This is a genomic window from Actinoplanes sp. NPDC051494 (genome assembly GCF_044454705.1).
Lineage (GTDB): Bacteria > Actinomycetota > Actinomycetes > Mycobacteriales > Micromonosporaceae > Actinoplanes.
In genome coordinates this window covers 141,407-163,350 of sequence record NZ_JBITDZ010000011.1, presented here as the reverse complement: position 1 = coordinate 163,350, position 21,944 = coordinate 141,407, and the positions used below count along the sequence as shown (strand labels likewise).

Sequence of the window (21,944 nt, the reverse complement as noted above, 5' to 3'; positions counted from 1 at the left end):
CGACATTTCAGCGAATGACACCGATGTAGTTCCGGCGGACAATCGATGGATGGTCGACCAGCTCGAGGAGTACCGGCGCCGGCGGGACGCGCGGCGGACGCCGGAACCCGTACCCGCCGCGAGGCCTCGCCCGACCGGCCGGAACAGGTTCGTCATCCAGCAGCACCACGCCCGCAGCCTGCACTGGGATGTGCGCCTGGAGCGCGACGGCGTCCTCGTCTCGTTCGCCGTCCCGCGCGGCCTACCCCGTGACCGGGCCCGCAACCACCTGGCCAGACACACCGAGGACCACCCGCTGGAATACCTCGGGTTCGCCGGTGAGATCCCGGCCGGCGAATACGGTGGCGGCCGGATGTCGATCTTCGATCACGGCACCTACGAAACCGACAAATGGCGCGATGAGGAGATCAGCGTCACATTTCACGGGGATCGGACCTCGGGACGCTATGTCTTCTTCCAGACGGACGACCGGCAGTGGATGGTCCGGCGGATGGATCCGCCCACGGCGGGATGGCAGAGCATGCCCGAGGCCGTCGAACCCATGCTCACGACCGGGGCTTCCGGTCTGCCGCCGGACGACCAGGACTGGGGGTACGAACTGAGCTGGGCCGGCCGCCGCACGCTCGCCTACGTCTCCGGGGGCCGGATCCGGCTCACCGGCGCGGACGGCGCGGACGTGACGTCGTGGTATCCGGAGCTCCGCCCGCTCGGCGAGTTACTGGCACCCGCCGAGGCCGTGCTGGACGGGGAGATCGTGGCGTTCGACGGGGCATCGGTGTCACCGGAGCACCTCGCCCGGCGCGAGGCTCCGCGTGACTCCGGCGCCGCTCGCCGGGCCGCGGACCGTACCCCCGTGCATCTCCTCGTCTATGACCTTCTCTGGCTGGAGGGACACTCGACGACCGAGTTGCTGCGCTACACCGAGCGCCGCGAGCTGCTGGAGGGCCTGAACCTGACCGGCACGCACTGGCAGACGCCGCCGTACTTCCCGGGCGGTGGCGCGTTCGCCCTGGAGGCCGCCGAGGCGCAGGGGCTGGCCGGCGTCGTCGCGAAACGCCTCGACTCGCCCTACCTGCCGGGCCGTCGCAGCCGCCTCTGGCTGGAGATAAGCGGCGCGGCCGGCTGACGGAACGTGGTCGCCGGCGGCCCACGCCCGGACCGGCCGTGTTTCCTCGCTCCGAGCGGAACAGCACGTTGATATTGCTCAGGCGAGGCGTGCGTCACCCGATCAAGGGTGTTTGCCCGATCCCACGGCGGAAAGGTCTATGAGTTGATGCACCGCCAGATGCATTATCCGCCCGCTGTAGTGATCCAGGACATGTCTGCTGACCTTTGGAATTCCGCCGCATCCGTCCTCGACAACAACTGGTCAGACGACCACATGGTGCCGTCTCGCCGCCTCTATCCCCACCAGTGGAGCTGGGACGCCGCCTTCATCGCCATCGGGCTCGCCTATGTGAACCCGAGCCGCGCGTGGCGTGACCTCCGCAGCCTCTTCGAGGCCCAGTGGCCCGACGGCCGCGTGCCCCACATCGTGTTCGATCCCCGCACCGCCGAGGGCGACTACTTCCCCGGCCCGGCGTTCTGGGACGTCCCCGCGTACGCCGGCCGCCCCGCCCGGGGCAGCACCGGCCTCGTCCAGCCACCCCTGCACGCCATCGGTGTGTGGGAGGTCTACCGGCGGGCCGCGGCCCACGGTGCGATCGCCGCGCACGAGGCCGGCGAGGAGCTCAAGTGGCTCTACCCGCGCCTGGTGGCCCAGCAGGAATACCTGAGCCGCAGCCGCGACGCGGGCGGTGACGGGCTCGCCAGCATCGTGCACCCCTGGGAATCCGGGCTGGACAACAGCCCCTCCTGGGACACCGCGCTGGCCGACGTCCCCGCCGACATGGGGCTGCTCGAACGCTACCGGCGGCGTGACCTCGAGGTCGCCGACGCCGCGCACCGCCCGCTGGACATCGACTACGCCCGCTACCTGGGCCTGGTCCTCAACTACCGCGAACTCGGATACTCCGACACCGCGCTGGCCCAGCGGCACGATTTCGTGGTCGAGTGCCCGTCGTTCAACGCGATCCTGGCCGCGGCCGAACTCGCGCTGGTGCACATCGCGGAGGTGGTCGGCGCGGACCCGCAGGTGCACGTCGACCGGGCCAAGCGGATCACCTCGGCGATCTCCCGGCACCTCTGGGACCCGCAGACCCGTACCTTCCGGGCGCGTAACGTCCGCGACCGGGCCCTCAGCCCGGCGCGGTGCGTCAACGGCCTGGTGCCGCTGCTCCTCCCGGACCTGCCCGACCACCAGGCCGCCGCGATCATGGCGGAGGCGGCATCCGAGCGTTTCGGCCTGCCCGGGACAACCGGCCTGCCGGTGCCGAGCTACGACCGCACGGCACCCGACTTCGACACGCTGCGCTACTGGCGGGGCCCGATCTGGATCAACGTCAACTGGCTGCTGCGCCGCGGCATGCTGGTGCACGGCTACCGGGGCGAGGCCGAGGATCTGCGCTCGGCCATGATCCGCCTGATCCACCAGTCCGGGCACTATGAGTACTTCCACCCGGTCACCGGCGAGGGCATCGGAGCACCGACGTTCAGCTGGACGGCGGCACTCTCCCTCGACCTGCTCGCGGACCGTTCCGTCCCGGCCTACGCCAGAGCGGCCTGACCGCCCCGAGCAGAGCCTGCCTGACCGGCTCAGCTCGGGGCGCACCTATGGGGTCAGAAGATCTCTGCCGCGATGCTGGTGTCGTCCCCGTGGCCGGTGTGGACGACGGTTGCCGGGGGGAGCGTGAGCAGGCGGTCCCGGATGGAGCGTTCGATGGTCGGGCGGTCGCTGTAGGAGCGGCCGGTTGCGCCCGGGCCGCCCTGGAACAGGGTGTCGCCGGTGAAGACGCTGTCCAGGGCCGGGGCGTAGAGGCAGACCGCGCCGGGGCTGTGGCCCGGGGTGTGCAGGACCCGCAGCGTGATGCCGGCCACCGTGAGTTCCTGGCCGTCGCTGAGCGGGGCCGGCATCGGCAGGCCCGGGTGGGTGAGCTTCCAGAGGACGTCCTCGGCCGGGTGCAGCAGCAGCGGCGCCCCGGTGCGTTCGGCCAGCTCGGGGGCGACGCGGACGTGGTCGTCGTGGGCGTGGGTGAGGATGATCGCGACGACCTTGCGGCCGTCGACCACCTCGAGGATCGCGTCGGCCGAGTGCGGGGCGTCGATGACGGCGCATTCGGTGTCGTCGCCGATGACCCAGATGTTGTTGTCGACGTCGAAGGTCTCGCCGTCGAGCGAGAACGTGCCGCTGGTGACCGCGTGGTCGATGCGGGCGGCCATCAGAAGATCACCACGGAGCGCAGGACGTCGCCGCTGTGCATCTTGGTGAACGCCTCTTCGACCTGGTCGAGGCGGATCTCCTCGGTGACGAACTTGTCGAGGTCGAGCCGGCCCTGGCGGTAGAGCTCGGTCAGCATCGGGAAGTCGCGGGTCGGCAGGCAGTCGCCGTACCAGCTGCTCTTGAGCGCGCCGCCGCGGCCGAAGACGTCGGCCAGCGGGAGCTCGATGGTCATCTCCGGCGTCGGGACGCCGACCAGGACCACCGTGCCGGCCAGGTCGCGGGCGTAGAACGCCTGCTTGTAGGTCTCCGGGCGGCCGACCGCCTCGATGACCACGTCGGCGCCGTTGCCGCCGGTGAGCGCCTGGATCTCGGCGACGACGTCCTTGCCGCGCGCGTTGATCGTGTGGGTGGCGCCGAAGCTGCGGGCCCACTCGAGTTTCCGGTCGTCGGTGTCGACCGCGATGATCGTGGTCGCCCCGGCCAGCGCGGCACCGGCGACCGCGCCGTCACCGACGCCGCCGCAGCCGATGATCGCGACCGAGTCGCCGCGGGTCACCCCGCCGGTGTTGATCGCCGCGCCGATGCCGGCCATGACGCCGCAGCCCAGCAGCCCCACCGCGGCCGGGCGGGCCTCCGGGTCGACCTTGGTGCACTGCCCGGCGGCGACCAGCGTCTTCTCGACGAACGCGCCGATGCCCAGGGCCGGCGACAGCTCGGTGCCGTCCTCCAGCGTCATCTTCTGGGTCGCGTTGTGGGTGTTGAAGCAGTACCACGGCTTGCCCTTGCGGCACGCGCGGCAGTCGCCGCAGACGGCCCGCCAGTTGAGGACGACGAAGTCACCGGGGGCGACCTCGGTCACGCCGGGTCCGACGGCCTCGACGATCCCGGCGGCCTCGTGGCCGAGCAGGAACGGGTAGTCGTCGTTGATGCCGCCCTCGCGGTAGTGCAGGTCGGTATGACAGACGCCGCAGGCCTGCACTTTCACGACCGCTTCGCCGGGTCCGGGATCCGGGATGATGATCGTGGCTACCTCGACGGGGGCACCCTTGGCCCGGGAGATGACTCCGTTGACTCGCTGACTCATGCCGATCACCTTGCCATCCGGACCTGGGAGGCCGGAGTGCCGGACCCAGGATCTACGGTGTCCGGGTGACCCACGCCCGTCGGCTCGTTCTGCTCATTGTCGCTTTTATCCTGTTTCCGGCCCCCGCGTGGGCCGATGCCCCGGCCCGGCTCCCCGGCCAGGTGACCGATACCACCGGAGCTCTCGGCACCGGCCGGGCCTCGGTGGACTCGGCGTTGGCCGCATTGCGGGAAAAGACCGGCATCCAGCTCTTCGTCGTCTTCGTCGACTCGTTCGACGGCACGGCGGCCCAGCAATGGACCGACCGGACGGCCGAGCTGAGCGATCTGGGCGACCGCGACGCGCTGCTCGCGGTCGCGACCACCGACCGGGCGTACGCGTATTCGTTCCCCGACGATTCCCGCGTTTCCGACAGCGAGTTGTCGCAGGTGGCGCAGGACGACATCGAGCCGGCGCTGGCCCGTGGCGACTGGCCGGGCGCGGTGGTCGCGGCCGCCGGCGGTTACACCGACGCCGCCGGGGCGGGCGGCGGTTCGGGCTGGTGGATCATCGTGATCCTGGCGCTGATCATCATCGGGGCGCTGGTCTGGGTCCTCATCCGCCGGCGCCGCCGGGCCTCGGTGGCCGCTCCGCAACCGGCCGGCCCCACCACCGCGGAGCTGACCGCACGGGCGAACGCGCTGCTCGTCGAGCTGGACGATGATCTCCGCGAGAGCGAGAGCGAGCTGGGCCTGGCCACCGCGCAGTACGGCGCGGCCGAGACGACCCGGTTCAAGACCGCGCTGGAGACCTCGCGCCAGGACGTGGCCGAGGCGTTCCGGCTGCGGATGACGCTGGACGAGGTGCCGGCCCCCGGCGAGGAGACCCGCCGGCGCGTGCTGACCGAGATCATCGCCCGCTGCACGGCCGCCGACGAACGCCTCGACGCGGAGTCCGAGGCTTTCGACCGCCTGCGGGACCTGGAAGGCCGTGCCGAGGAGGTGGCCGCCGAGGTGGAGACCCGCCGGGCCGCGGCCGAGGCGAGCCTGCCGGCCGCGGCCGCGGTTCTGCACGATCTGACCGATGGGTACGCGGGGCAGACCGTCACCGCCGTCGCCGGGAACCTGGACCAGGCTCGCGAGCGCCTCCAGTTCACCGTGTCAGCGCTGGAGAAGACCCGGGCCGCACTGCCCGAGCGGGCCGAGGCCGCGCTGGCGGTCCGGGCGGCGGAGCAGGCGGTGTCGCAGGCCGAACAGTTGGTGGCGGGGGTGCACCAGGCGGCCACCGACCTGGCCGGCGCGCGCACCACGGCCGACGCGCTGATCGCGGAGCTGGAGTCGGAGATCGCCACCGGGCGCAGTCTCGGCGGGGCGGAACTCGCCGCTGTCGTCGCGCGGGCCGAGACAGCCGTCACGGAGGTGCGCGCTCAGCTGGCGGTCGACAAGCCGGATCCGGTGCACTCGGTCGCCGTGCTGCAGGCCGCCGACGCCGCGCTGGACCGGGCGCTCGAACAGGCGCAGGACACCGCGGAACGGGCCGCGCACAACCGGGCGCTGCTGGCCCAGGCCCTGCCGGTGGCCCGGGCCGAGATCGGCGCGGCGACCACCTTCATCTCCACCCGGCGCGGCGTGGTGGACGCCAATGCCCGGGCGTCGCTGTCCGAGGCGCAGCGCTTCCTCGGCCTGGCCGAGAGCCTCGCGGAGTCGGACCCGGCGGCCGCGCTGGCCCACGCCCAGCAGGCTCGGAGCCTGGCCGCCGCGGCGAGCCGGTCCGCGCACACCGATGTTCAGAGCTGGGGTGGCGGCGGCTTCGACGCGGGGTCGTTCGCGGGGGCGGTGCTGGGCGGGATCCTGTCCGGCGGGGGTTCCCCGGGGCGGGGCCACGGCGGGGGCGGCGGGTGGTCCGGCGGCGGTTTCGGTGGCAGCGGCTCCCGCGGCCGGCGCACCGGTGGCAGCGGCGGGGGTGGCGGCCGGCGCGGCGGCGGAGGCCGGTTCTAGAACCGCTCGGCCGGGTTCTCCAGCAGGGATTCGCAGACCTTGGTGAGCTGGCGGACCTGGGCCGGGGTCAGGCGGTCGAAGACGAGGTGCTGGACCGACGCGGCGTGGCCGGGGGCGGACTCGACGACCTTGGCGAAACCCTCGTCGGTCAGCACCGCGATCTGGACGCGGCCGTCCTCCGGGTCGCGTTCACGGCGGACCCAGCCCTGGGCCTCGAGCCGCGCGACCACATGGGACAACCGGGACAGCGACGCGCTGGCCCGTTTGGCGAGCCGGCTCATCGGCAGCCGCCGGTCGTCACGCTCGGAGAGCGTCGTCAGCACGAGGTAGCCCATGTGGGTCAGCCCGGCGTCGCGCTGGAGCTGGCCCTCCAGGGCGGCCGGAATCTTGACGAGCACTTCGACGAACTTGCGCCAGGCCTGTTGCTGCTCGTCGGTCAACCACCGCGGCTCGTCCATGGCAGCAGGTTAGTTACCACCGGCCCGGAGATGAAGGGCGGGGCCGGGGCGTCGTCCGACTTTGTGCGGACTTCTCACCCCGGCACGGCGCTTCAGCTCTGCGGCGGCTCGTCCTTGCCGGCTTCCTCGGCGGCGTCCGCCTGCTCCTTCGTCTTGTGGACGGCACCCGGCGCGTGCTCGGGCGGGCCGTAGACGGTGTACAGGACCAGCGGGTTCGGGCCGTCGTTGGTGAAGTTGTGCTTGTGCCCGGCCGGCACCACGACGAGGTCACCCTGGGCGACCTTGCGGGTCTGACCGCTCACCTTCGCCTCACCGACCCCGCTGACGAACGTGAGGATCTGGTCCACCTCGTGGACCTCCTCGCCGATCTCGCCACCCGGCGGGATCGTCATGACCACGAGCTGAGTGTGCTTGCCGGTCCAGAGGACCTGACGGAAGTCCGGATTCTTCTCGGCGACTGTGGCGATCGTGAAGTGCTCCATACCGATCGCATACCCACAGTCAGGACGACCGTAACCGGGTTCCCGCTCCGAGAGTCGACACCGGCTCCGGCCGGCCGATCAGGTAGCCCTGGACGAAGTCGACGCCGAACTCGCGCAGCATCCGCAGGGTCGGCTCGTCCTGGACGTACTCGGCGACGGTGTGGATGCCGTACGCCTGGCAGACCTGGACCAGCGCCTGCACCAGGACCTGGTCCTGAGCGCTGTTGACGAGGTTGCTGACGTACTCCCCGTCGATCTTGACCAGATCGATGGGGAAGATCCGCAGGTAGCGGAACGAGGCGTACCCCGAGCCGAAGTCGTCCAGCGCGAGCTGGCAGCCGAGGTCCCGGATCCGGTCGGCGAAGTGCCGGGCCTCGCTGAGGTTGCTGATGAGGGCGGTCTCGGTGATCTCGAACGTCAGCTGCTCGGCGTTTACCTTGTACCGGTCGAAGAGCGCCTCGACCTCCGCGGTCAGGCGCGGATCGCCGACCGTGCGCCCGGAGAGGTTGATCTGGAACGCGTTGGTGGGCAGCGAGGCCGCGAGCGCGAGCGCGTGCTCGACCACCCAGAGGTCGATGTCGTAGACCGCGTCGAGGCGTTCGGCGGTGTCGAGGACCTGGATCGGCGACTGCGGCGTGCCGTTCTCGTCGAGCACGCGCAGCAGCAGCTCGTGGCGCAGCACCCGGTTGGTCTGCAGCTCGAGGATCGGCTGGGCGAACAGCGTGAACCGGTCGGTGCCCAGCGCGGCCGCGACCCGGTCACGGTAGGAGCCCTGGCGGTCCTTGGCCGGGACCGGGTCGGGCACCAGCACGACCGGCCGGCCGGCTTCACGGGCCTGGCGCCAGGCGTGCTCGGCGTCGATCAGCAGGTCGTGGCTGCTCGCCTCGCCGTCCGGGCGGAACCGGACCAGCCCGGCCCACACCCGGGCGTGCACCCACCTGTCGGGCAGGACGAACGGCTGGGTGCGCAGCGCCTCGACGAACAGGTCGGCCTGGCGGCGGGCCATGGCCCAGGACGCGCCGGGAAGCAGGACGGAGATCTCGTTCGGGCCGGCCCGGCCGAGCAGGTTGTCGGGCTGGGCGAGGCCTTCGAGCACGCGGGCGGCCCGGTGCAGGAGCTCGGCTTCGTCGTCCTGGCGGGTCGCGCCGGTCCGGTCCGGCTCGACGCGTACGACCAGGACCGCTCCCCCGCCGCGGCGCTGGGCCCGGTCGATCTCGTCCGCGAAACGGGCCCGGGTGAGCAGGCCGGTGGCGGGGTCGGGATCGATGATGGAGGCCTGCACGGTCTCGCCGCGGCGGGTGAGCCGGGCGACCTCGCGACGGGCGCGTTCCCGGACCGAGACGTCGCGCAGCGCGCCACGGATGCCGCTGACCACGCCGTCGTGCCCGGCGATGGGCTCGAGGCGGCAGTCGACGTCGAACCAGCCGCCGTCGGCGCGCAGGAGCCGCACCGTGGTCCGGACGGATTCGCGGGTGGTCCAGGCCCGGGTGATCGAGCCGAGCGCCTTGGCCTGGTCGTCGCGGTGCACGTGCCGGGTCAGCAGCGCGCGGGTGAACTCGACGCCACCGGGCCGGCCGAGGTCCGACCCGGGCATCCCGAGCAGCACGGCGAGGCCGTCGGACCAGACCACCCGGTCACCGTCGGCCATGTAGAGGAACCAGACCTCATCGTCCACGGGCGTCCGCGCCTCGGGCAGGTGTGCCGGTTTCGGCGCCGCGTTGGGCGTCAGCCGGGGCCGGCGGGCAAGGCGGTTCCGCAACGCGCGCGGACGCGGGAAACGCTCGTCCGGAGCTGTCATACGCGGCCACCACCTCCCCTCCCGAGTGAACGATCCTCCCGCCCTATTACGACCTGTCACCGGTCGATGTAACAGGGGGCGTACGACCCCAATGTTTTCGCACCTCGGCCCGGAACACAAAGAACAGGCTGTTCTCCGCCGATCAGAGCACGATTTCAACCGATCGGATGACCGATTCCCTGCGCTGCGAAAGCGGTCCGTCACGCAGAGATCCATGACAGACAGTTACTGCGAGTGGTGACAGTGGAACCATGAGCAACAATGGCCGATGCGGCCCGGCCCCGCCCTCCCCGCGCCGTGATCGCGAAGCGGTGGATATGGTGTCGGTTTGGGCACGGGGGCCAGGACAAGACAGACGTCAGCGAGGGCGACGCATGGGCATCATTCGGGACGTGCAGCGGGCACAGGCGACGCGGACCGCCGCCGAGCAGCGGGCCCGCACCGCCGCCACCCAGCAACGACAGCTGATCCGGCGCAACGCCGACCTGGCGATCGCCGCGGCTCAGCAGGCCGCGTCCGACGCCGAACGGCAGCGCGAACACCGCCGGTTGTACGCGGAGGCGCGCACCGCCGATGCCGCCGCCGCGAACGCTGACGTGCGGGCCCGACTGTCGGACCTCGACACGCTGCTGCTCTCCACCCTCGACGTCGACGACCACATCGACCTCGACCGGTTCAAGAAGCCGATCGAGGCGCCACGGTTCGACCCCGGCCCGCTCGGCCGGCCGGCCCCGGAGCCCTCCTGGCCGAGCTACGCGCCGCCGGAGCCCCGCGGCGTCGGCAAGATCCTCGGCGGCGAGCGCCTGCACCAGCAGCAGGTGGCCGCCGCCCGGCGCGCCTTCGACCAGGCCAGGGCCCAGTGGGCGGAGAGCGAGCAGCGGCGCGAACGCCAGCTCGCCGCGCGCGAACTGCGGTACAAGGAGCAGCAGAAGCGGCACGAAGAGAAGCTGCTCGCGTACAACGCGGAGGTGGACCGGTTCGCCGAGGCGGTGGCCGCGGCCGACCCGGCGTCGGTGGTCGAGTACTTCGCGATGGTGCTCGGCAACTCCGTGTACCCCGACGATTTCCCCCAGCACTTCCGGCTCGCCTACCTGCCGAAACAGCAGCACCTCCTGGTCGAGTACCACCTCCCCCCGGCCGAGGTCGTCCCGGTCGTCAAGGAGTACCGCTACGACCGGGTCCGCGACGACCTGCTCGCCGTGCCCCGCGACGAGAACGAGATCCGCAGCCGGTACACCGAGATCATCGCGATGGTGGCGCTGCGCACCGTGCACGAGATCATCGAGGCGGACCGCGGTGGCCTGGTGGGCAAGGTCCTGTTCAACGGCATCGTGGACACCATCGACCGGCGCACCGGGCAGTTCGTCCGCCCGTGCCTGGTCTCGCTGCACACCGCCCGGGACACGTTCGCGGCCATCAAACTGCGCCGGGTCGACCCGGTCGCCTGCCTCCGGCACCTGCAGGGCGACCTCTCCGGCACCCCGGACCAGCTCGACGGCGTCACCCCGGTGCTGGAGTTCGACCGCGAGGCGGACAACGACTTCACCCAGGAGTTCAACGTCCTCGCCGACATCGACGAGCGCCCCAACCTCACCACTATGTCGGTGGCCGACTGGGAACAGACGATCGCCGACCTGTTCTGCACCATGGGCCTGTCGATGGGCACGGCTCAGGACGGCCGCTGGCTGGCCGGCGACCCCCGCCCGGTCTTCGGTGGCCCGGTCGTCATCCACGCCGTACGCGGCCGGGTCGTCGACGCCGGCACGGCCATGTCGCTGGCCGACGCGGTCACCGCCGCCGGGGCGACCAAGGGCATCCTGGTCGCCACCGACGGTTTCGAGCCCGCCGCCCACGACGAGGTGACCGGCCGCCCGGTGGAACTGCTCGACGGTCCGGCCCTGCTCAACCTGCTGGTCGAGCACTCCGGCATCAAGGCCCGGATCGAGCCGGAGGCCGGCGCCAGGCCCGCGTGAACCCCATCCCGGGCAGCGGGCTCCTCGCCGAGCCGGACGTAGATGCCGAGCGTGGCCAGGTCGCGCAGCCGGTTGCGGTGATGAGGACGACGGCGCCGTTGAGTGAGGTCAGGATGTTTCCCTGCTCGTGTGGTGGGTCAGGCTGGGGTGAGGGTCGGATAGTCGGTGTAGCCGGCCGTGCCGCCGCCGTAGAGGGTGACCGGGTCCATCTCGTTGAGGGCGGCGCCGGTGCGCAACCGCTCGACGATGTCGGGGTTCGCCAGCGCGTATCGGCCGAGCGGGGCGATGTCGGCCAGGCCGGCGTCGATGTCGGCTGCGATCTGTTCGCGATCGCGGCCGTAGCGGACCACGAGCACGGCGGTCGGCCAGGCATCGCGCAGCGAGCGCAGGAGTTCGTCGTCGCCGAGGTGGTGGACGTGGAGGTAGGCCAGGCCCAGGTCGGCCAGTTCCCCGACGAGGTACCGGTACTGGGCGCGGACCGCTTCGGTGTCGCCCTCGTCGAGTCCGCCGAGGGGGAACGCCGGGGAGATGCGGATACCGGTGCGGTCGGCGCCGATCTCCTGCGCGACGGCCCGGGCGACCTCGATGACGAACCGGGCCCGGTTCTGCACCGATCCGCCGTATTCGTCGGTGCGCTGGTTGGCGTTCGGGGACAGGAACTGGTGCAGCAGGTATCCGTTGGCCGCGTGAATCTCCACCCCGTCGGCACCTGCGGCGATAGCTTTGGCCGGAGTGAGCATGTCCTGGCCGTCCGCGATCGCGGACGGTGCCACCGGCTGATGGTGATGCGGCGTGTTGTCCGGGTGTGCCATCCGGCCCACGTGCATCAGCTGGATGAACAGGTACCCGCCGTTGTCGTGCACCGCGTCGGCGACCGGCTTCCAGGCGGCGACCTGCTCCGGGGTGTAGATGCCCGGGGTGTTCAGGTATCCCTGGCCGTCCGCGGACGGCTGGGTGCCCTCCGTGATCACCAGGCCAAGGGAGGCGCGCTGGCCGTAGTAGTGCGCCGCTAGCTCTGACGGGGTGCCGTCGGCGTTCGCGCGGCTGCGGGTCATCGGTGCCAGCGCGAGCCGGTGTGTCAGTTCGAATCTGCCAAGGGTGTACGGCTGCCACAGAGAGGAGGAGGGAGGTGGCAGGTGACCCGACATCACCCTCAGTAATATGAGGATCGTACTTTAAATAGGGCGCAAGGGTGCCGGAGCGCACACACCTGGTCAGGCGTGATCCGGCACCCCGGGCGGGATCAGCCCTCCGGGGCGGCGAGCAGCACCGAGATGGACCGCGCGCCCTCGGCGAGCACGGCCGCGGACTCCTGCGGGTCGTCGATCGCGCGGGCCAGCTGCAGGGACCCGACGAGGATCGCGATGCACCCCAGGGCCCTGCGCCGCCCGGCAGCGGGGGCGCCCGGCGCCATCAGGGCCGCCAGGTCGTCGGCCACACCGAGGATGCCCGCGCTGTAGGCCTGACGGATCGCCGGTGAGCTGCGGGCCACTTCATCCAGCAGCGCTCCGGACGGGCACCCACCCTCGGCGTCGTCGCGGTGCCCGGGTGACAGGTATCCGTGCACGAACCGGGTGAACCCGTCCGGATCGTCCGCGAGCTGTTGCAGCAGTTCCCGCTGCTGCTGGAGCTGGTCGGTCACGGTCGCGGCTACCAGATCGTCCTTGGACGCGAAGTGCGCGTAGAAGGCGCCGTTGGTCAGCCCGGCATCGGCCATCAGCGCGGTAACGCCCGAACCGTCCAGGCCGCCCTTCTTCAACCGGCGCCCAGCACTCTGCACTATGCGCCGCCGCGTCTCATCCTTGTGCTCCTTGCCGTAGCGCGCCACGACCCCCCCTTACCCGACGGGTGCTACATGTCATGTTCCGGCCTTTTAGGATTACGACCATAATACAATTGACCCGGTCAGCCCGTGTCGCGCCCGTCACCGGCGTCCTCACCACCCGGAGAACACCATGAAGGCCTACGTCATCGACCGGTACAACAGTGCACAGGGCGTCCGGCTCGCTGAACTACCCGAACCCGCCGTCGCGGCCGGGGAGGTCCTGGTCCGCATTCACGCCGCCGGCGTCAACCAGCTCGACACCAAGATCGCGGCAGGGGAGTTCAAGCTCATCCTTCCCTACCGCCTGCCGCTGATCCTGGGCAACGACCTGGCCGGCGTCGTCGTCAGCGTCGGCACCGGCGTCACCGCGTTCCAGCCCGGCGACGAGGTCTACGCCCGCCCCGACAAGGACCGGATCGGCACCTTCGCCGAGTACCTCACCGTGCACCAGAACGACCTCGCCCTCAAACCCGCCAACCTCACCATGACCGAGGCGGCCTCGCTGCCCCTGGTCGCCCTGACCGCCTGGCAGGCCCTGGTCGAACGCGCGAACCTGCGACCCGGCCAGAAAGTCCTCATCCACGCCGGCTCCGGCGGGGTCGGCACCATCGCCATCCAACTCGCCAAACACCTCGGCGCCACCGTCGCCACCACCGCGAGCGCCGCCAACGCCGACTTCCTCGAAGACCTGGGCGCCGACCTCGTCATCGACTACCGCACCCAGGACTTCACCACCCAGCTCGAGGGCTACGACGTCGTCCTGGACAGCCAGGGCCCGGCCAGCGTCGCGAAATCGATGAGCATCCTCAGACCCGGCGGCAAGGTCATCGGCATCGCCGGGCCCCCCGACCCCGACTTCGCCCGCGAGATCGACGGAAACCCCGTCCTCAAGATCGCCACCCGCCTGCTCAGCCTGCAGACCAGACGCAAAGCCGCCCAGCGCGGAGTCGGCTACTCGTTCCTGTTCATGCGGGCCAGCGGCGAACAACTCAGCGAGATCACCGCCCTCGTGGAGAACGGCACCATCCGCCCGGTCGTCGACCGCGTCTTCCCCTTCGCCGCCACCCCGCAAGCCCTCGAGCACATCGCCAAAGGCACCACCAGAGGCAAAGTCGTCATCTCGATGATCTGATCACCAACCGCCATCCGAGACGGGATCGGCGCATCCGTGGCCAGGATCCGGCGCCGCTCGGCACGAAGCATCGCCAGGTCCACGGTGTGCACCGAGGGCGGAGCCGGGAGCAGGTGGTGGCGGTCGCCGGGCAGGTCAGCGTGGTGCCTCCGGGGTGATGCCGAGTTCGTCGAGACGGTGCCACAGCGGGCGTAGCGCCGCCTCCGGCTCGCGGGCGAAGATGCTGCCCCGGATCCGGACGAAGACGCAATTGCCCACCCGCTCCAGGACCGCCTGCCGGCGCATGTCGGTTTCCCACTGCTCCGGGCCCTGGTACGCGTCCCCGTCGCACTCGATCGCCAACCGGCGCCCGTCCGGGGCGTTGAGCACGAAGTCGATGCGGTAGCCACCGATCCGGAACTGCGGGGTCGGCCGGTAACCGCGCCCGGTCAGTCTGCGCAGCACCTCGTGCTCGAAGTCGTTCTCCGGTTTCCGGTCCACCGGAGCCTTCGCGATGCCGAGGTTCTGGGCGTACGTGAGCAGCAGGCCGCGGGCGTCGTCGGCGTTGAGCGACGACGCCCGTACCGAATGGAAGAGCCAGAGCTGGTCCCGGGCCCGGGAGGCCGCCACGTTGACCCGCCGGTGGTAGTCGCGCTTGGTGAACGCGGCGAGCCGCCCGTCGCGGTCCGCGACCACCATGGACACCAGCACGATGTCGCGTTCGTCGCCCTGGAACGTGTAGGCGTCGCCGACGCGCAGGCGACGGGCCTCCATCTCGTCCTCGCCGATCGTCTCGCGGAGCTTGGCGAGCAGGTATCCGGCCTGTCCGCTGGTGCTCAGCAGGCTGATCACGCCGAGCGTCTTCCCCGTGCAGGCCGGGTCGGCCACGATCCGCGCGACCCGGTCGGCGAGCGCGTCCGCCTCGGGCACGTTGACGTCACCGAACGGGGCCAGCGGCGTGCGCACACCGTCGGGGATGTGCTGGGTGCGCACCGGTTCGAGGGCGGACCGGTCGGCCCGCAACGGCTGGATCCTGCCGTCGTAATAGTGCCGCGACGAGAACTCGATGATCTGCGGCACGCAGCGGAAATGCTCGGTGAGCAGGATGCGTTCGGGCGAGCGGCGCACCGCGTGGTCGTACAGCGAGGATTCCGGGTCGAAGTGCTCGGCCGACGGCACGTCGCCCAGGTGGCTCTGGATCAGACCGGTGACCGGGCCGACGAAACCGAGCTGCGGCCCGATCTGCTGGTCGTCGCCGACCACCACGGCCCGGTCGGCCAGCGACAGCACGGGCAGCGCGAAGAGGTCGGCCTGGGACGCCTCGTCGACGATCACCACGTCGAAGTGCGCGCCGCCGGCGAACTGCTCGATCGCCCGGTCCACCGACATGACCCAGACGGGTACGGCCTCGACCGCCGACGCCATCGCCCGCTGGGCGTGCACCTGCCAGGCGGCGGCGCTGCGCCCGGTGCCCTTGCCGATCTTGCGCAGGGCGGTGGTCCAGTCCGCGAGCGCGGCCCGCCGCCGGTCGTCCAGGGCCCGGGAGACCTCCAGCCACGCCGACGCCACCACGAGATCGGCGGTCAGCCGGCGGATCCGGTCGCGCCCCAGCTCGACGCGCCGGTTGAGCACCGCCGGGTCGACGCTGCCGACCACCTGGTCGAACCATGTCTGGGCCTGTCGCCACCGCCACGCGCTCAGGCACGCGGCACCGGAGACCGCGGGAACCCGGCCGGCGTCCACCTGACCGGCCCAGATCGGCGCGACCGCGGCCAACCGGTCCCGCAGCTCCAGGAAATCGGTCACCTCGGACCGCAGGGCGAGCAGCCGCCCGGTCTCGGCCAGCGACTCGTCCCAGCCGTCCAGCCCACGCCAGGCGGCGGCGAGCCGGGGCCACGGTGCCAGGCCGTCCGCCACCGCCCGGTCGGCGGCGTCCAGCCGGTCCAGCTCGAAGACCACGGGCGCGTCGTCCAGCAGCGCCGCGACCTGCGCGAGCCGGGTGGCGTCGAGGTCGAGGTCCTCCTGCGGCACGAGCGCGGACAGCCGGGCGGAGAGGACAGGCCACTGCCGGGCGTCCCAGGCCAGCGACTGGGCCGCCTCGGCGAGCAGGCCGCCGGCCCACACCTGCGGGTCACCGTCCCGCGCCGGGATCCCGAGCCGCTGGATCCACTCCGTCCAGTGCTCACCCAGCCGGCGCTGGGCCTGGCCCCGGCGCACCCAGGCCACGGCGAGGTCGACGTCGGCCACCGCGCGCAGCGGCTCGTCGTCCACGCGCACCTCGTCGGCGAGCCTGAACAGCGCCGCCTGGAGCAGCCGGTGGACGCCCCTGCCGGCCGCGAACCGGGCCCGCAGCTCGGCCAGCGACGCCAGCATGCGTTTCGGCTCCCCGGCCAGCGCCGGCGGCACCACGATGCGGTGACCGGCCAGGTCCCGGGTCAGGTCCGCGAGCGCCGACTGCAGCCGTTCGGTGGCGGCGACATGGTCGGTCCAGACCGCTGCCCAGTGCGGGTCGGCGAGCAGCCGGCCCAGCCGGTCGGTCCACGTGCCCTCGCGCCGTCGCAGCCACGCGACCGCGTCCCGCAGGCTGTCCAGCAGCGCGGTGACGGTTTCGGGGCCCAGGTCGCGTACCGGATCAGGGTCGACCCCGGCCACCGCCAGGCGTGACACCCGCTCGGCGGCCGCGGCCCGATCGGCCCGGTCCTGTTTGGCCTGGGCCGCGTCCGGCAGGACCGCGAGGTCGGGCAGCTCCCGGACCGCGGCGGCGCGATCCGCCGGCGACAGCCGGGCGGCCAGCTCCAGCAGCCGGGTGAACTCCACGGCGCTCAGCGGCGGCTCGTCACCGGGTGTGACCGGGTCCGGGATCCCGCCGTGGGCGGCGCCGTGTTCCCGCAGCCAGGCGCCCACCTCGGCGGGCGAGAGCGGGGCGTCGTCGATCGCGTACGTGGCGGCCTCGTCCGCCGCGATCGACCGCAGCCCGCCCAGCGCGCGAGCCAGGTCCCGCTCCGCCTCCTCCAGCCGGCCGGTGATCCGCTCGACCCGCCGCGCCTCGGCGGCCTGGTCCAGCGTCGCGGCCCGGTCGGACAGCTCCCGCGCGGCGAGCTGCAGCTGGACCAGCTGATCGGTGGTGCGCCCGAGTACCGCCAGGCACAGCGCCTGGACCTCCTCGGGCAGGCCGTCCCGCAGCACCCGCAGCGGGTCCTCCTTCTGCGCGACGACCAGCACCCGCTTGCCGTTCGCCATCAGGTGGCAGATCAGGTTGCGGATGGTGTGGGTCTTGCCGGTGCCGGGCGGCCCTTGGACGGCGACGTTGCGGTGCTGGGCGAGCCGGCGCGAGATCGACTCCTGCGCCTCGTTGGTGGGCAACGGCATGAGCAGGCGTTCCCCGACCCGTTGCCAGTCCTCGGGCCGGTCGTCCGGCATCCGCAGCCGGCTCGGCTCGTGCGCGACGATCGCGGACAGCGCACCGATGCTCGACAGATCCCCGGCGAGCAGCCGGTCGCGCAGGCCCTCGAGGAAGCCGCGCAGGAGCCGCTGCCTGGGCCGGGTGAAAAGCACCCCGGTGTCCACGATGTGCGTACCTGAGACGCCGGTGCCGTCCGCGACCACGACCCGGTCGTGACCGAGGCGGCCGAGCGCCCGTTCGAACAGTTCGCGGCGTTCGAGGTCGTTCCACAGATCGGTCTCGAGCGTCCCGGCCGGACCGGCGAGGCCGAGCAGCTGGCCGAGGTAACGCTCGTCCAGGCCGGCGAGGGCGTCGGTCTGCAACCGGCTCGGCCCCTGCGGCGACACGGTGATCAGCGAGCGGTCGGGTTGATACTCGATGACGACCGGCGTGGCGACCAGCGGATAGCGCACCCGCTCGCCGTCGACGACGGTCTCGAGGATGCCGTGGCCCCAGACCAGCTCGGTGGTGGCCGCGGTCATGTCGACCTGGTGCATCCGGTCGAAGAGCTGACGGTGCAGGGTACGCGTCTGCTCGGCGGCCCGGCTGACCGCGACCCACGGGCGCCACACCTCGTCCCGCCACGCCTCGAACCCGTCGCCGTCCTCCGCGCCGGGCTCGTCCCCGGGATGGTCGAGCTCGTTGAGCCGGCGGCGCAGCCCGGCCGGGAACGGCGGCGAACCGGGCAGCTCCGGCAGGCCGACGCGCAGCCACGTGGCACCCTCCTCGCCGGGACCCACCTGGCAGTCCGGGTGCGCGGGAAGGCCGCCGAGCCAGTGCGCGTCACCCGGCACCAGGCGGGCCGGACGCTCCATGTGAGCACGCACTGCCAGCAGGTAGTCAGCGACGGCGACAGCCCGGTCCCGGATGACGGTGGGTGACTCCCGCTGCGGCTCTGACATGGTTCGGAGGTTAACCCGTCCGGTCCCGCCCCGGGACGATCACGCCTCCTCGGGGTCGCGCCCCTGGGCGGCTCGGCCCCCGTCGACCGGGATCACCGCGCCGTTGATGAAGCTCGACGCCGCGGACAGCAGGAACGCGACGGCATCGGCGACCTCACCCGGCTGCCCGAGCCGCCCGAGCGGTTGCAGCAGGGCGATCTCACGGGCGAAATGATCCGCCCCGGCGGTGCCGAGACTCTCCAGATAGGCGTCCGAGCGTTCCGTGGCGATCGAACCCAGGGCCACGGCGTTCACCCGTACGCCGCGGGGGCCGTAGTCCACGGCCAGCGCGCGGGTCAGGCCCTCGACGGCCGCCTTCGCCGTGGCATACGGCAGCGCCCCGCGAACGGGCCGTTGGGCCTGGTGCGACGACACGTTCACGATCGCGGGGCAGCCCGCGCCGAGCGCCGCCGCGCACCCGGCGACCACCGGGGCGAGGTTGCGGTTGATCAGCGTCAGCACCGCCGCCGGGTCCTCGTGCAGCCAGGCGTCCTGGAACACCGCCGCGTTGTTGACCCAGCCGGCGAGCGGCTCCCCCACGGCGGCGGCCCGGGCGGCCACCGCGGGATCGCCGGCGTCCCCGATGACCGGCACGATCCGCTCCCCCGCCGGATGCGCGTCGACCCAGCTCAGGGCCGCCTGCGCCACCTCGATGACCGCCACGTTGCCACCGTCGGCGACGAGCCGCTCCACGATCGCCCGGCCGACGCCGCGGCCGCCGCCGGTCACCACGTACCAGCTCATCAGCGCGCCGGACGGGAGATCGCGTGGATGGCGACCGGCTGGTCGTACACCGGGACCACCGTGGTGGATTCGTAGGTCAGGCCCAGTTTCTCCATGACCCGGGCCGACCGCTTGTTCCCGGTGTGGCGGATGCTGATGATCCGGTCCAGGCCGCGCTCCTCGAAGCCGAACCGCAGCGCTTCGGCGGCCGCCTCGGTCGCGTAGCCGTGGCCCCAGGATTCCCTGTTCAGGCGCCAGCCGATCTCTACCGCGGGCATGACCTCCGGGAGGAAGGCGGGGACCGTGAGACCGGCCCAGCCGGCCAGCCTCCCGGTGGCCCGGACCTCGATGGCGAACAGGCCGAACCCCTGTGCCGCCCAGTCCCCGACGAACTTGCGCAGCGCCGCGGTGCTCTGCTCCCGGTCGCGGACCGCGCCGTCGAGGATGTAGCGCATCACCTCGGGGTCCGCGTTCATCGCGGCCAGCGCGTCGAGATCGTCGTCGCGCCACTGACGCAGGGACAGGCGTTCGGTTTCCAGAGTCGTCACCGGTCGATCTTCCACGGACGGAGCAGTCCTGTGTAGTTCTTTACCGGCGGCCGGGCGTACTCGGTCCGGGTCGAGGTCCGCAGACCCATGGTGACCAGGGACTGCGCGAACAGGGTCGCGGCCGCCACCCCGTCCACCACCGGGACGCCGAGCCGGGCCGAGGCCCGGGCCGCCAGATCGGCCATGCCCGCGCAACCCAGCACGAGGACGTCCGAGTCGTCGGCACGCAGCGCGGACTCGGCGAGCGTGACGACGCGGTCCAGCACCGACGGGTCCTTGTCGAGGTCGAGAACGGGGATGTCGCACGCGTACACCCCTCGGCACGGCGCTCCGTACCGGTGGGCGAGCTCCCAGGCCCGGCCCTTCGTACGGTCCAGGGTGGTGACCACGCTGAAACCGCGACCGAGCAGCCCCGCCGCGTGCATCGCGGCCTCGGCGATGCCGACCACCGGGCCGTGGGCGAGCTCCCGGGCCGCGTCCAGGCCCGGATCACCGAAACAGGCGATCACGTACGCGTCCACGCCCTCGTTCTCGCCCCGCGCGACCTCCGTGAGGATGCCGGGGACACTGAGCGCCTCGTCGTAATGGCTCTCGATCGACGCCGGTCCCATCGCCGGGTTGACCGCCTCGACATGCGTGCCCGGACCGGCGACGGCCCGGGCACTGTCCTCGATCGACCTGGTCATCGCCGCGGTGGTGTTGGGGTTGATGACCCGTACGAGCATCATTTCCGGACGAGGGCCAGGTAGCTCACGAAGCCGAGCCCCATCCCGATGAACCAGCTGTACTGGGCCGTGGTGTGCATGCCCGGTCCGCCGCTCCAGAGCACCGGCACCATCGCGACGACCGCACCGATCGCGGTGGCGATGATCGCCGGCGGGTTGTAGCCCTTGCGGTAGAAGTAGGCGCCTTCCGGCTTCATGGTGAACAGGTCGTCGATCACCACGTGCTGCTTCTTGACCAGGTAGTAGTCCGCGATGAGGACACCGAACAGCGGTCCGATGAAGGCACCGAGCGTCTCCAGCGTGTAATGGATGACGTCCGGGTTGTTGTACAGGTTCCACGGGGTGATCAGCACCGATCCGACCGCGGCGATCATGCCGCCGGCCCGCCAGCTGATCCGTTGCGGGCTGACGTTGGAGAAGTCGAACGCCGGGGAGATGAAGTTGGCGACGATGTTGATGCCGATGGTGGCGATGGTGAACGTCAGCGCGCCGAGCACGATCGCGAACGTGCTGTCGATCCGGGCCACGGTGGTGACCGGGTCGGTGATCAGCTCGCCGAACACCGGGATGGTCAGCGACGACGTGACGACCACCAGGATCGAGAAGAACAGGAAGTTGACCGGCAGGCCGAGCAGGTTGCCGGTCTTCACCGCCGTGAACGACTTCCCGTACCGGGAGAAGTCACCGAAGTTGAGCATCGGACCGGAGAAGTACGACACCACCAGCGCGATCGCGCCCAGCATGACCGGCACCGCGTCGAAGCCGGTGTACTTCACCTCGCCGAGGCTGAGGTTGATGTTGCCCCAGCCGGCCTTGTAGATGAGGTATCCGGACAGCGCGATCATCACGACGTAGACCGCGGGTCCACAGAAGTCGATGAACCGGCGGATCGTCTCCATGCCGGTCCAGAACACCGCGGCCTGCAGCACCCACAGCACCGCGTACGAACACCAGCCCAGCAGCGGGAGTCCGAGGAAGCCGTACTGGTTCACGTCCGCGTAGGGCAGCAGCGACGGGAACAGTTTGAGCACCACGACGTCGAGCGCGGCGCTGGCGAGGTAGGTCTGGATGCCGTACCACGCGACGGCGATCGCGCCCCGGATGATGGCCGGCACGTTCGCGCCGAGCACCCCGAACACGGTGCGGCAGATGACCGGGTACGGCACGCCGGTGGCCTGACTCGGCTTGGCGACCAGGTTGCAGAAGAAGTAGACGATCGAGATGCCGGCGAGCAGCGAGACGAGCACCTGCCAGCTGGACAGGCCGAGGGCGAACAGGCTGCCCGCGGTGACGTACCCGCCGACGCTGTGCACGTCCGACATCCAGAACGCTAAGATGTTGTACGAGCCCCACGACTGCTTCTTGAGCGGAGCGAGGTCCTCGTTCGTGAGGCGGGGATCGTATCCGGGTTTGATGAGTCCGGCACCGACCGGCATTCCGGCGGCTTCGACGATGTCGTTGCTGGTGGTCATGCCCACTCCTGGAGGTCGAGCGGCTTCGATGCAGCTCAACCTAGGAACGCGCTGTTACCGGCGTGTA

General features: G+C 71.4%; 17 protein-coding genes. 5 read left to right on the top strand and 12 right to left on the bottom strand.

Annotated elements, in window-relative coordinates:
- Positions 1-49 precede the first annotated feature (49 nt).
- Positions 50-1,126, top strand: coding sequence for a DNA polymerase ligase N-terminal domain-containing protein (locus ACIA6A_RS31900; RefSeq protein ID WP_396101671.1), 1,077 nt, complete (start codon positions 50-52; stop codon positions 1,124-1,126).
- Between the two features lie 192 nt (positions 1,127-1,318).
- Positions 1,319-2,665 carry an MGH1-like glycoside hydrolase domain-containing protein gene (locus ACIA6A_RS31895; protein WP_396101670.1) on the top strand — a complete coding sequence of 449 codons (1,347 nt, stop codon included), beginning with the start codon at positions 1,319-1,321 and terminating at the stop codon, positions 2,663-2,665.
- A gap of 53 nt (positions 2,666-2,718) precedes the next feature.
- On the opposite strand, the gene ACIA6A_RS31890 is transcribed toward ACIA6A_RS31895, so the two are convergent.
- Both ACIA6A_RS31890 and ACIA6A_RS31885 read right to left on the bottom strand, forming a co-directional pair.
- The gene (locus ACIA6A_RS31890) at positions 2,719-3,318 is read right to left on the bottom strand and encodes an MBL fold metallo-hydrolase (RefSeq protein WP_396101669.1); all 600 of its coding nucleotides are present in this window, start codon (positions 3,316-3,318) and stop codon (positions 2,719-2,721) included.
- Positions 3,318-4,403 carry an S-(hydroxymethyl)mycothiol dehydrogenase gene (locus tag ACIA6A_RS31885; protein ID WP_396101668.1) on the bottom strand — a complete coding sequence of 362 codons (1,086 nt, stop codon included), beginning with the start codon at positions 4,401-4,403 and terminating at the stop codon, positions 3,318-3,320. The genes ACIA6A_RS31890 and ACIA6A_RS31885 overlap by 1 nt, the downstream gene beginning before the upstream one ends.
- A gap of 65 nt (positions 4,404-4,468) precedes the next feature.
- On the opposite strand from ACIA6A_RS31885, the gene ACIA6A_RS31880 reads away from it, so the two are divergent.
- Positions 4,469-6,379: a TPM domain-containing protein gene (locus ACIA6A_RS31880; RefSeq protein WP_396101667.1), complete on the top strand. Its 1,911-nt coding sequence runs from the start codon at positions 4,469-4,471 to the stop codon at positions 6,377-6,379.
- Here the strand turns inward: ACIA6A_RS31880 and ACIA6A_RS31875 are convergent.
- The 3 genes from ACIA6A_RS31875 to ACIA6A_RS31865 form a co-directional block, all read right to left on the bottom strand.
- Entirely contained in the window at positions 6,376-6,837 is a 462-nt protein-coding gene (locus ACIA6A_RS31875) for a MarR family winged helix-turn-helix transcriptional regulator (protein WP_396101666.1), read from the bottom strand. The genes ACIA6A_RS31880 and ACIA6A_RS31875 overlap by 4 nt on opposite strands.
- Before the next feature lie 92 nt (positions 6,838-6,929).
- Complete coding sequence (locus tag ACIA6A_RS31870; protein WP_396101665.1) at positions 6,930-7,319, bottom strand: cupin domain-containing protein; 390 nt, start codon at positions 7,317-7,319, stop codon at positions 6,930-6,932.
- Between the two features lie 19 nt (positions 7,320-7,338).
- Positions 7,339-9,117 (bottom strand): EAL domain-containing protein, encoded by a 1,779-nt coding sequence (locus ACIA6A_RS31865; RefSeq protein ID WP_396101664.1) that lies wholly within the window; start codon positions 9,115-9,117, stop codon positions 7,339-7,341.
- 374 nt (positions 9,118-9,491) lie between these two features.
- Here ACIA6A_RS31865 and ACIA6A_RS31860 point away from each other — a divergent pair, with 374 nt between their 5' ends.
- Positions 9,492-11,090: a restriction endonuclease gene (locus ACIA6A_RS31860; RefSeq protein ID WP_396101663.1), complete on the top strand. Its 1,599-nt coding sequence runs from the start codon at positions 9,492-9,494 to the stop codon at positions 11,088-11,090.
- A 137-nt stretch (positions 11,091-11,227) separates the two neighbouring features.
- On the opposite strand, the gene ACIA6A_RS31855 is transcribed toward ACIA6A_RS31860, so the two are convergent.
- Both ACIA6A_RS31855 and ACIA6A_RS31850 read right to left on the bottom strand, forming a co-directional pair.
- The gene (locus ACIA6A_RS31855; protein WP_396101856.1) at positions 11,228-12,238 is read right to left on the bottom strand and encodes an alkene reductase; all 1,011 of its coding nucleotides are present in this window, start codon (positions 12,236-12,238) and stop codon (positions 11,228-11,230) included.
- Between the two features lie 95 nt (positions 12,239-12,333).
- On the bottom strand, positions 12,334-12,918 hold the full coding sequence (locus ACIA6A_RS31850; RefSeq protein ID WP_396101662.1) for a TetR/AcrR family transcriptional regulator: 585 nt from the start codon (positions 12,916-12,918) through the stop codon (positions 12,334-12,336).
- A 127-nt stretch (positions 12,919-13,045) separates the two neighbouring features.
- Here ACIA6A_RS31850 and ACIA6A_RS31845 point away from each other — a divergent pair, with 127 nt between their 5' ends.
- The gene (locus tag ACIA6A_RS31845) at positions 13,046-14,047 is read left to right on the top strand and encodes an NADP-dependent oxidoreductase (protein WP_396101661.1); all 1,002 of its coding nucleotides are present in this window, start codon (positions 13,046-13,048) and stop codon (positions 14,045-14,047) included.
- Positions 14,048-14,182: 135 nt separating this feature from the next.
- On the opposite strand, the gene ACIA6A_RS31840 is transcribed toward ACIA6A_RS31845, so the two are convergent.
- The 5 genes from ACIA6A_RS31840 to ACIA6A_RS31820 are packed head-to-tail and all read right to left on the bottom strand — an operon-like array spanning position 14,183 to position 21,877.
- A complete protein-coding gene (locus ACIA6A_RS31840; RefSeq protein WP_396101660.1) occupies positions 14,183-18,370 on the bottom strand; it encodes an AAA domain-containing protein in 4,188 nt (1,395 codons plus the stop codon).
- Between the two features lie 39 nt (positions 18,371-18,409).
- The gene (locus ACIA6A_RS31835) at positions 18,410-19,153 is read right to left on the bottom strand and encodes an SDR family NAD(P)-dependent oxidoreductase (RefSeq protein ID WP_396101659.1); all 744 of its coding nucleotides are present in this window, start codon (positions 19,151-19,153) and stop codon (positions 18,410-18,412) included.
- The gene (locus tag ACIA6A_RS31830; RefSeq protein ID WP_396101658.1) at positions 19,153-19,680 is read right to left on the bottom strand and encodes a GNAT family N-acetyltransferase; all 528 of its coding nucleotides are present in this window, start codon (positions 19,678-19,680) and stop codon (positions 19,153-19,155) included. The genes ACIA6A_RS31835 and ACIA6A_RS31830 overlap by 1 nt, the downstream gene beginning before the upstream one ends.
- The gene (locus tag ACIA6A_RS31825; RefSeq protein ID WP_396101657.1) at positions 19,677-20,408 is read right to left on the bottom strand and encodes an aspartate/glutamate racemase family protein; all 732 of its coding nucleotides are present in this window, start codon (positions 20,406-20,408) and stop codon (positions 19,677-19,679) included. The genes ACIA6A_RS31830 and ACIA6A_RS31825 overlap by 4 nt, the downstream gene beginning before the upstream one ends.
- Positions 20,405-21,877, bottom strand: coding sequence for an NCS1 family nucleobase:cation symporter-1 (locus tag ACIA6A_RS31820; RefSeq protein WP_396101656.1), 1,473 nt, complete (start codon positions 21,875-21,877; stop codon positions 20,405-20,407). Before ACIA6A_RS31820 ends, ACIA6A_RS31825 begins: the two co-directional genes overlap by 4 nt.
- Between the last annotated feature and the right edge of the window lie 67 nt (positions 21,878-21,944).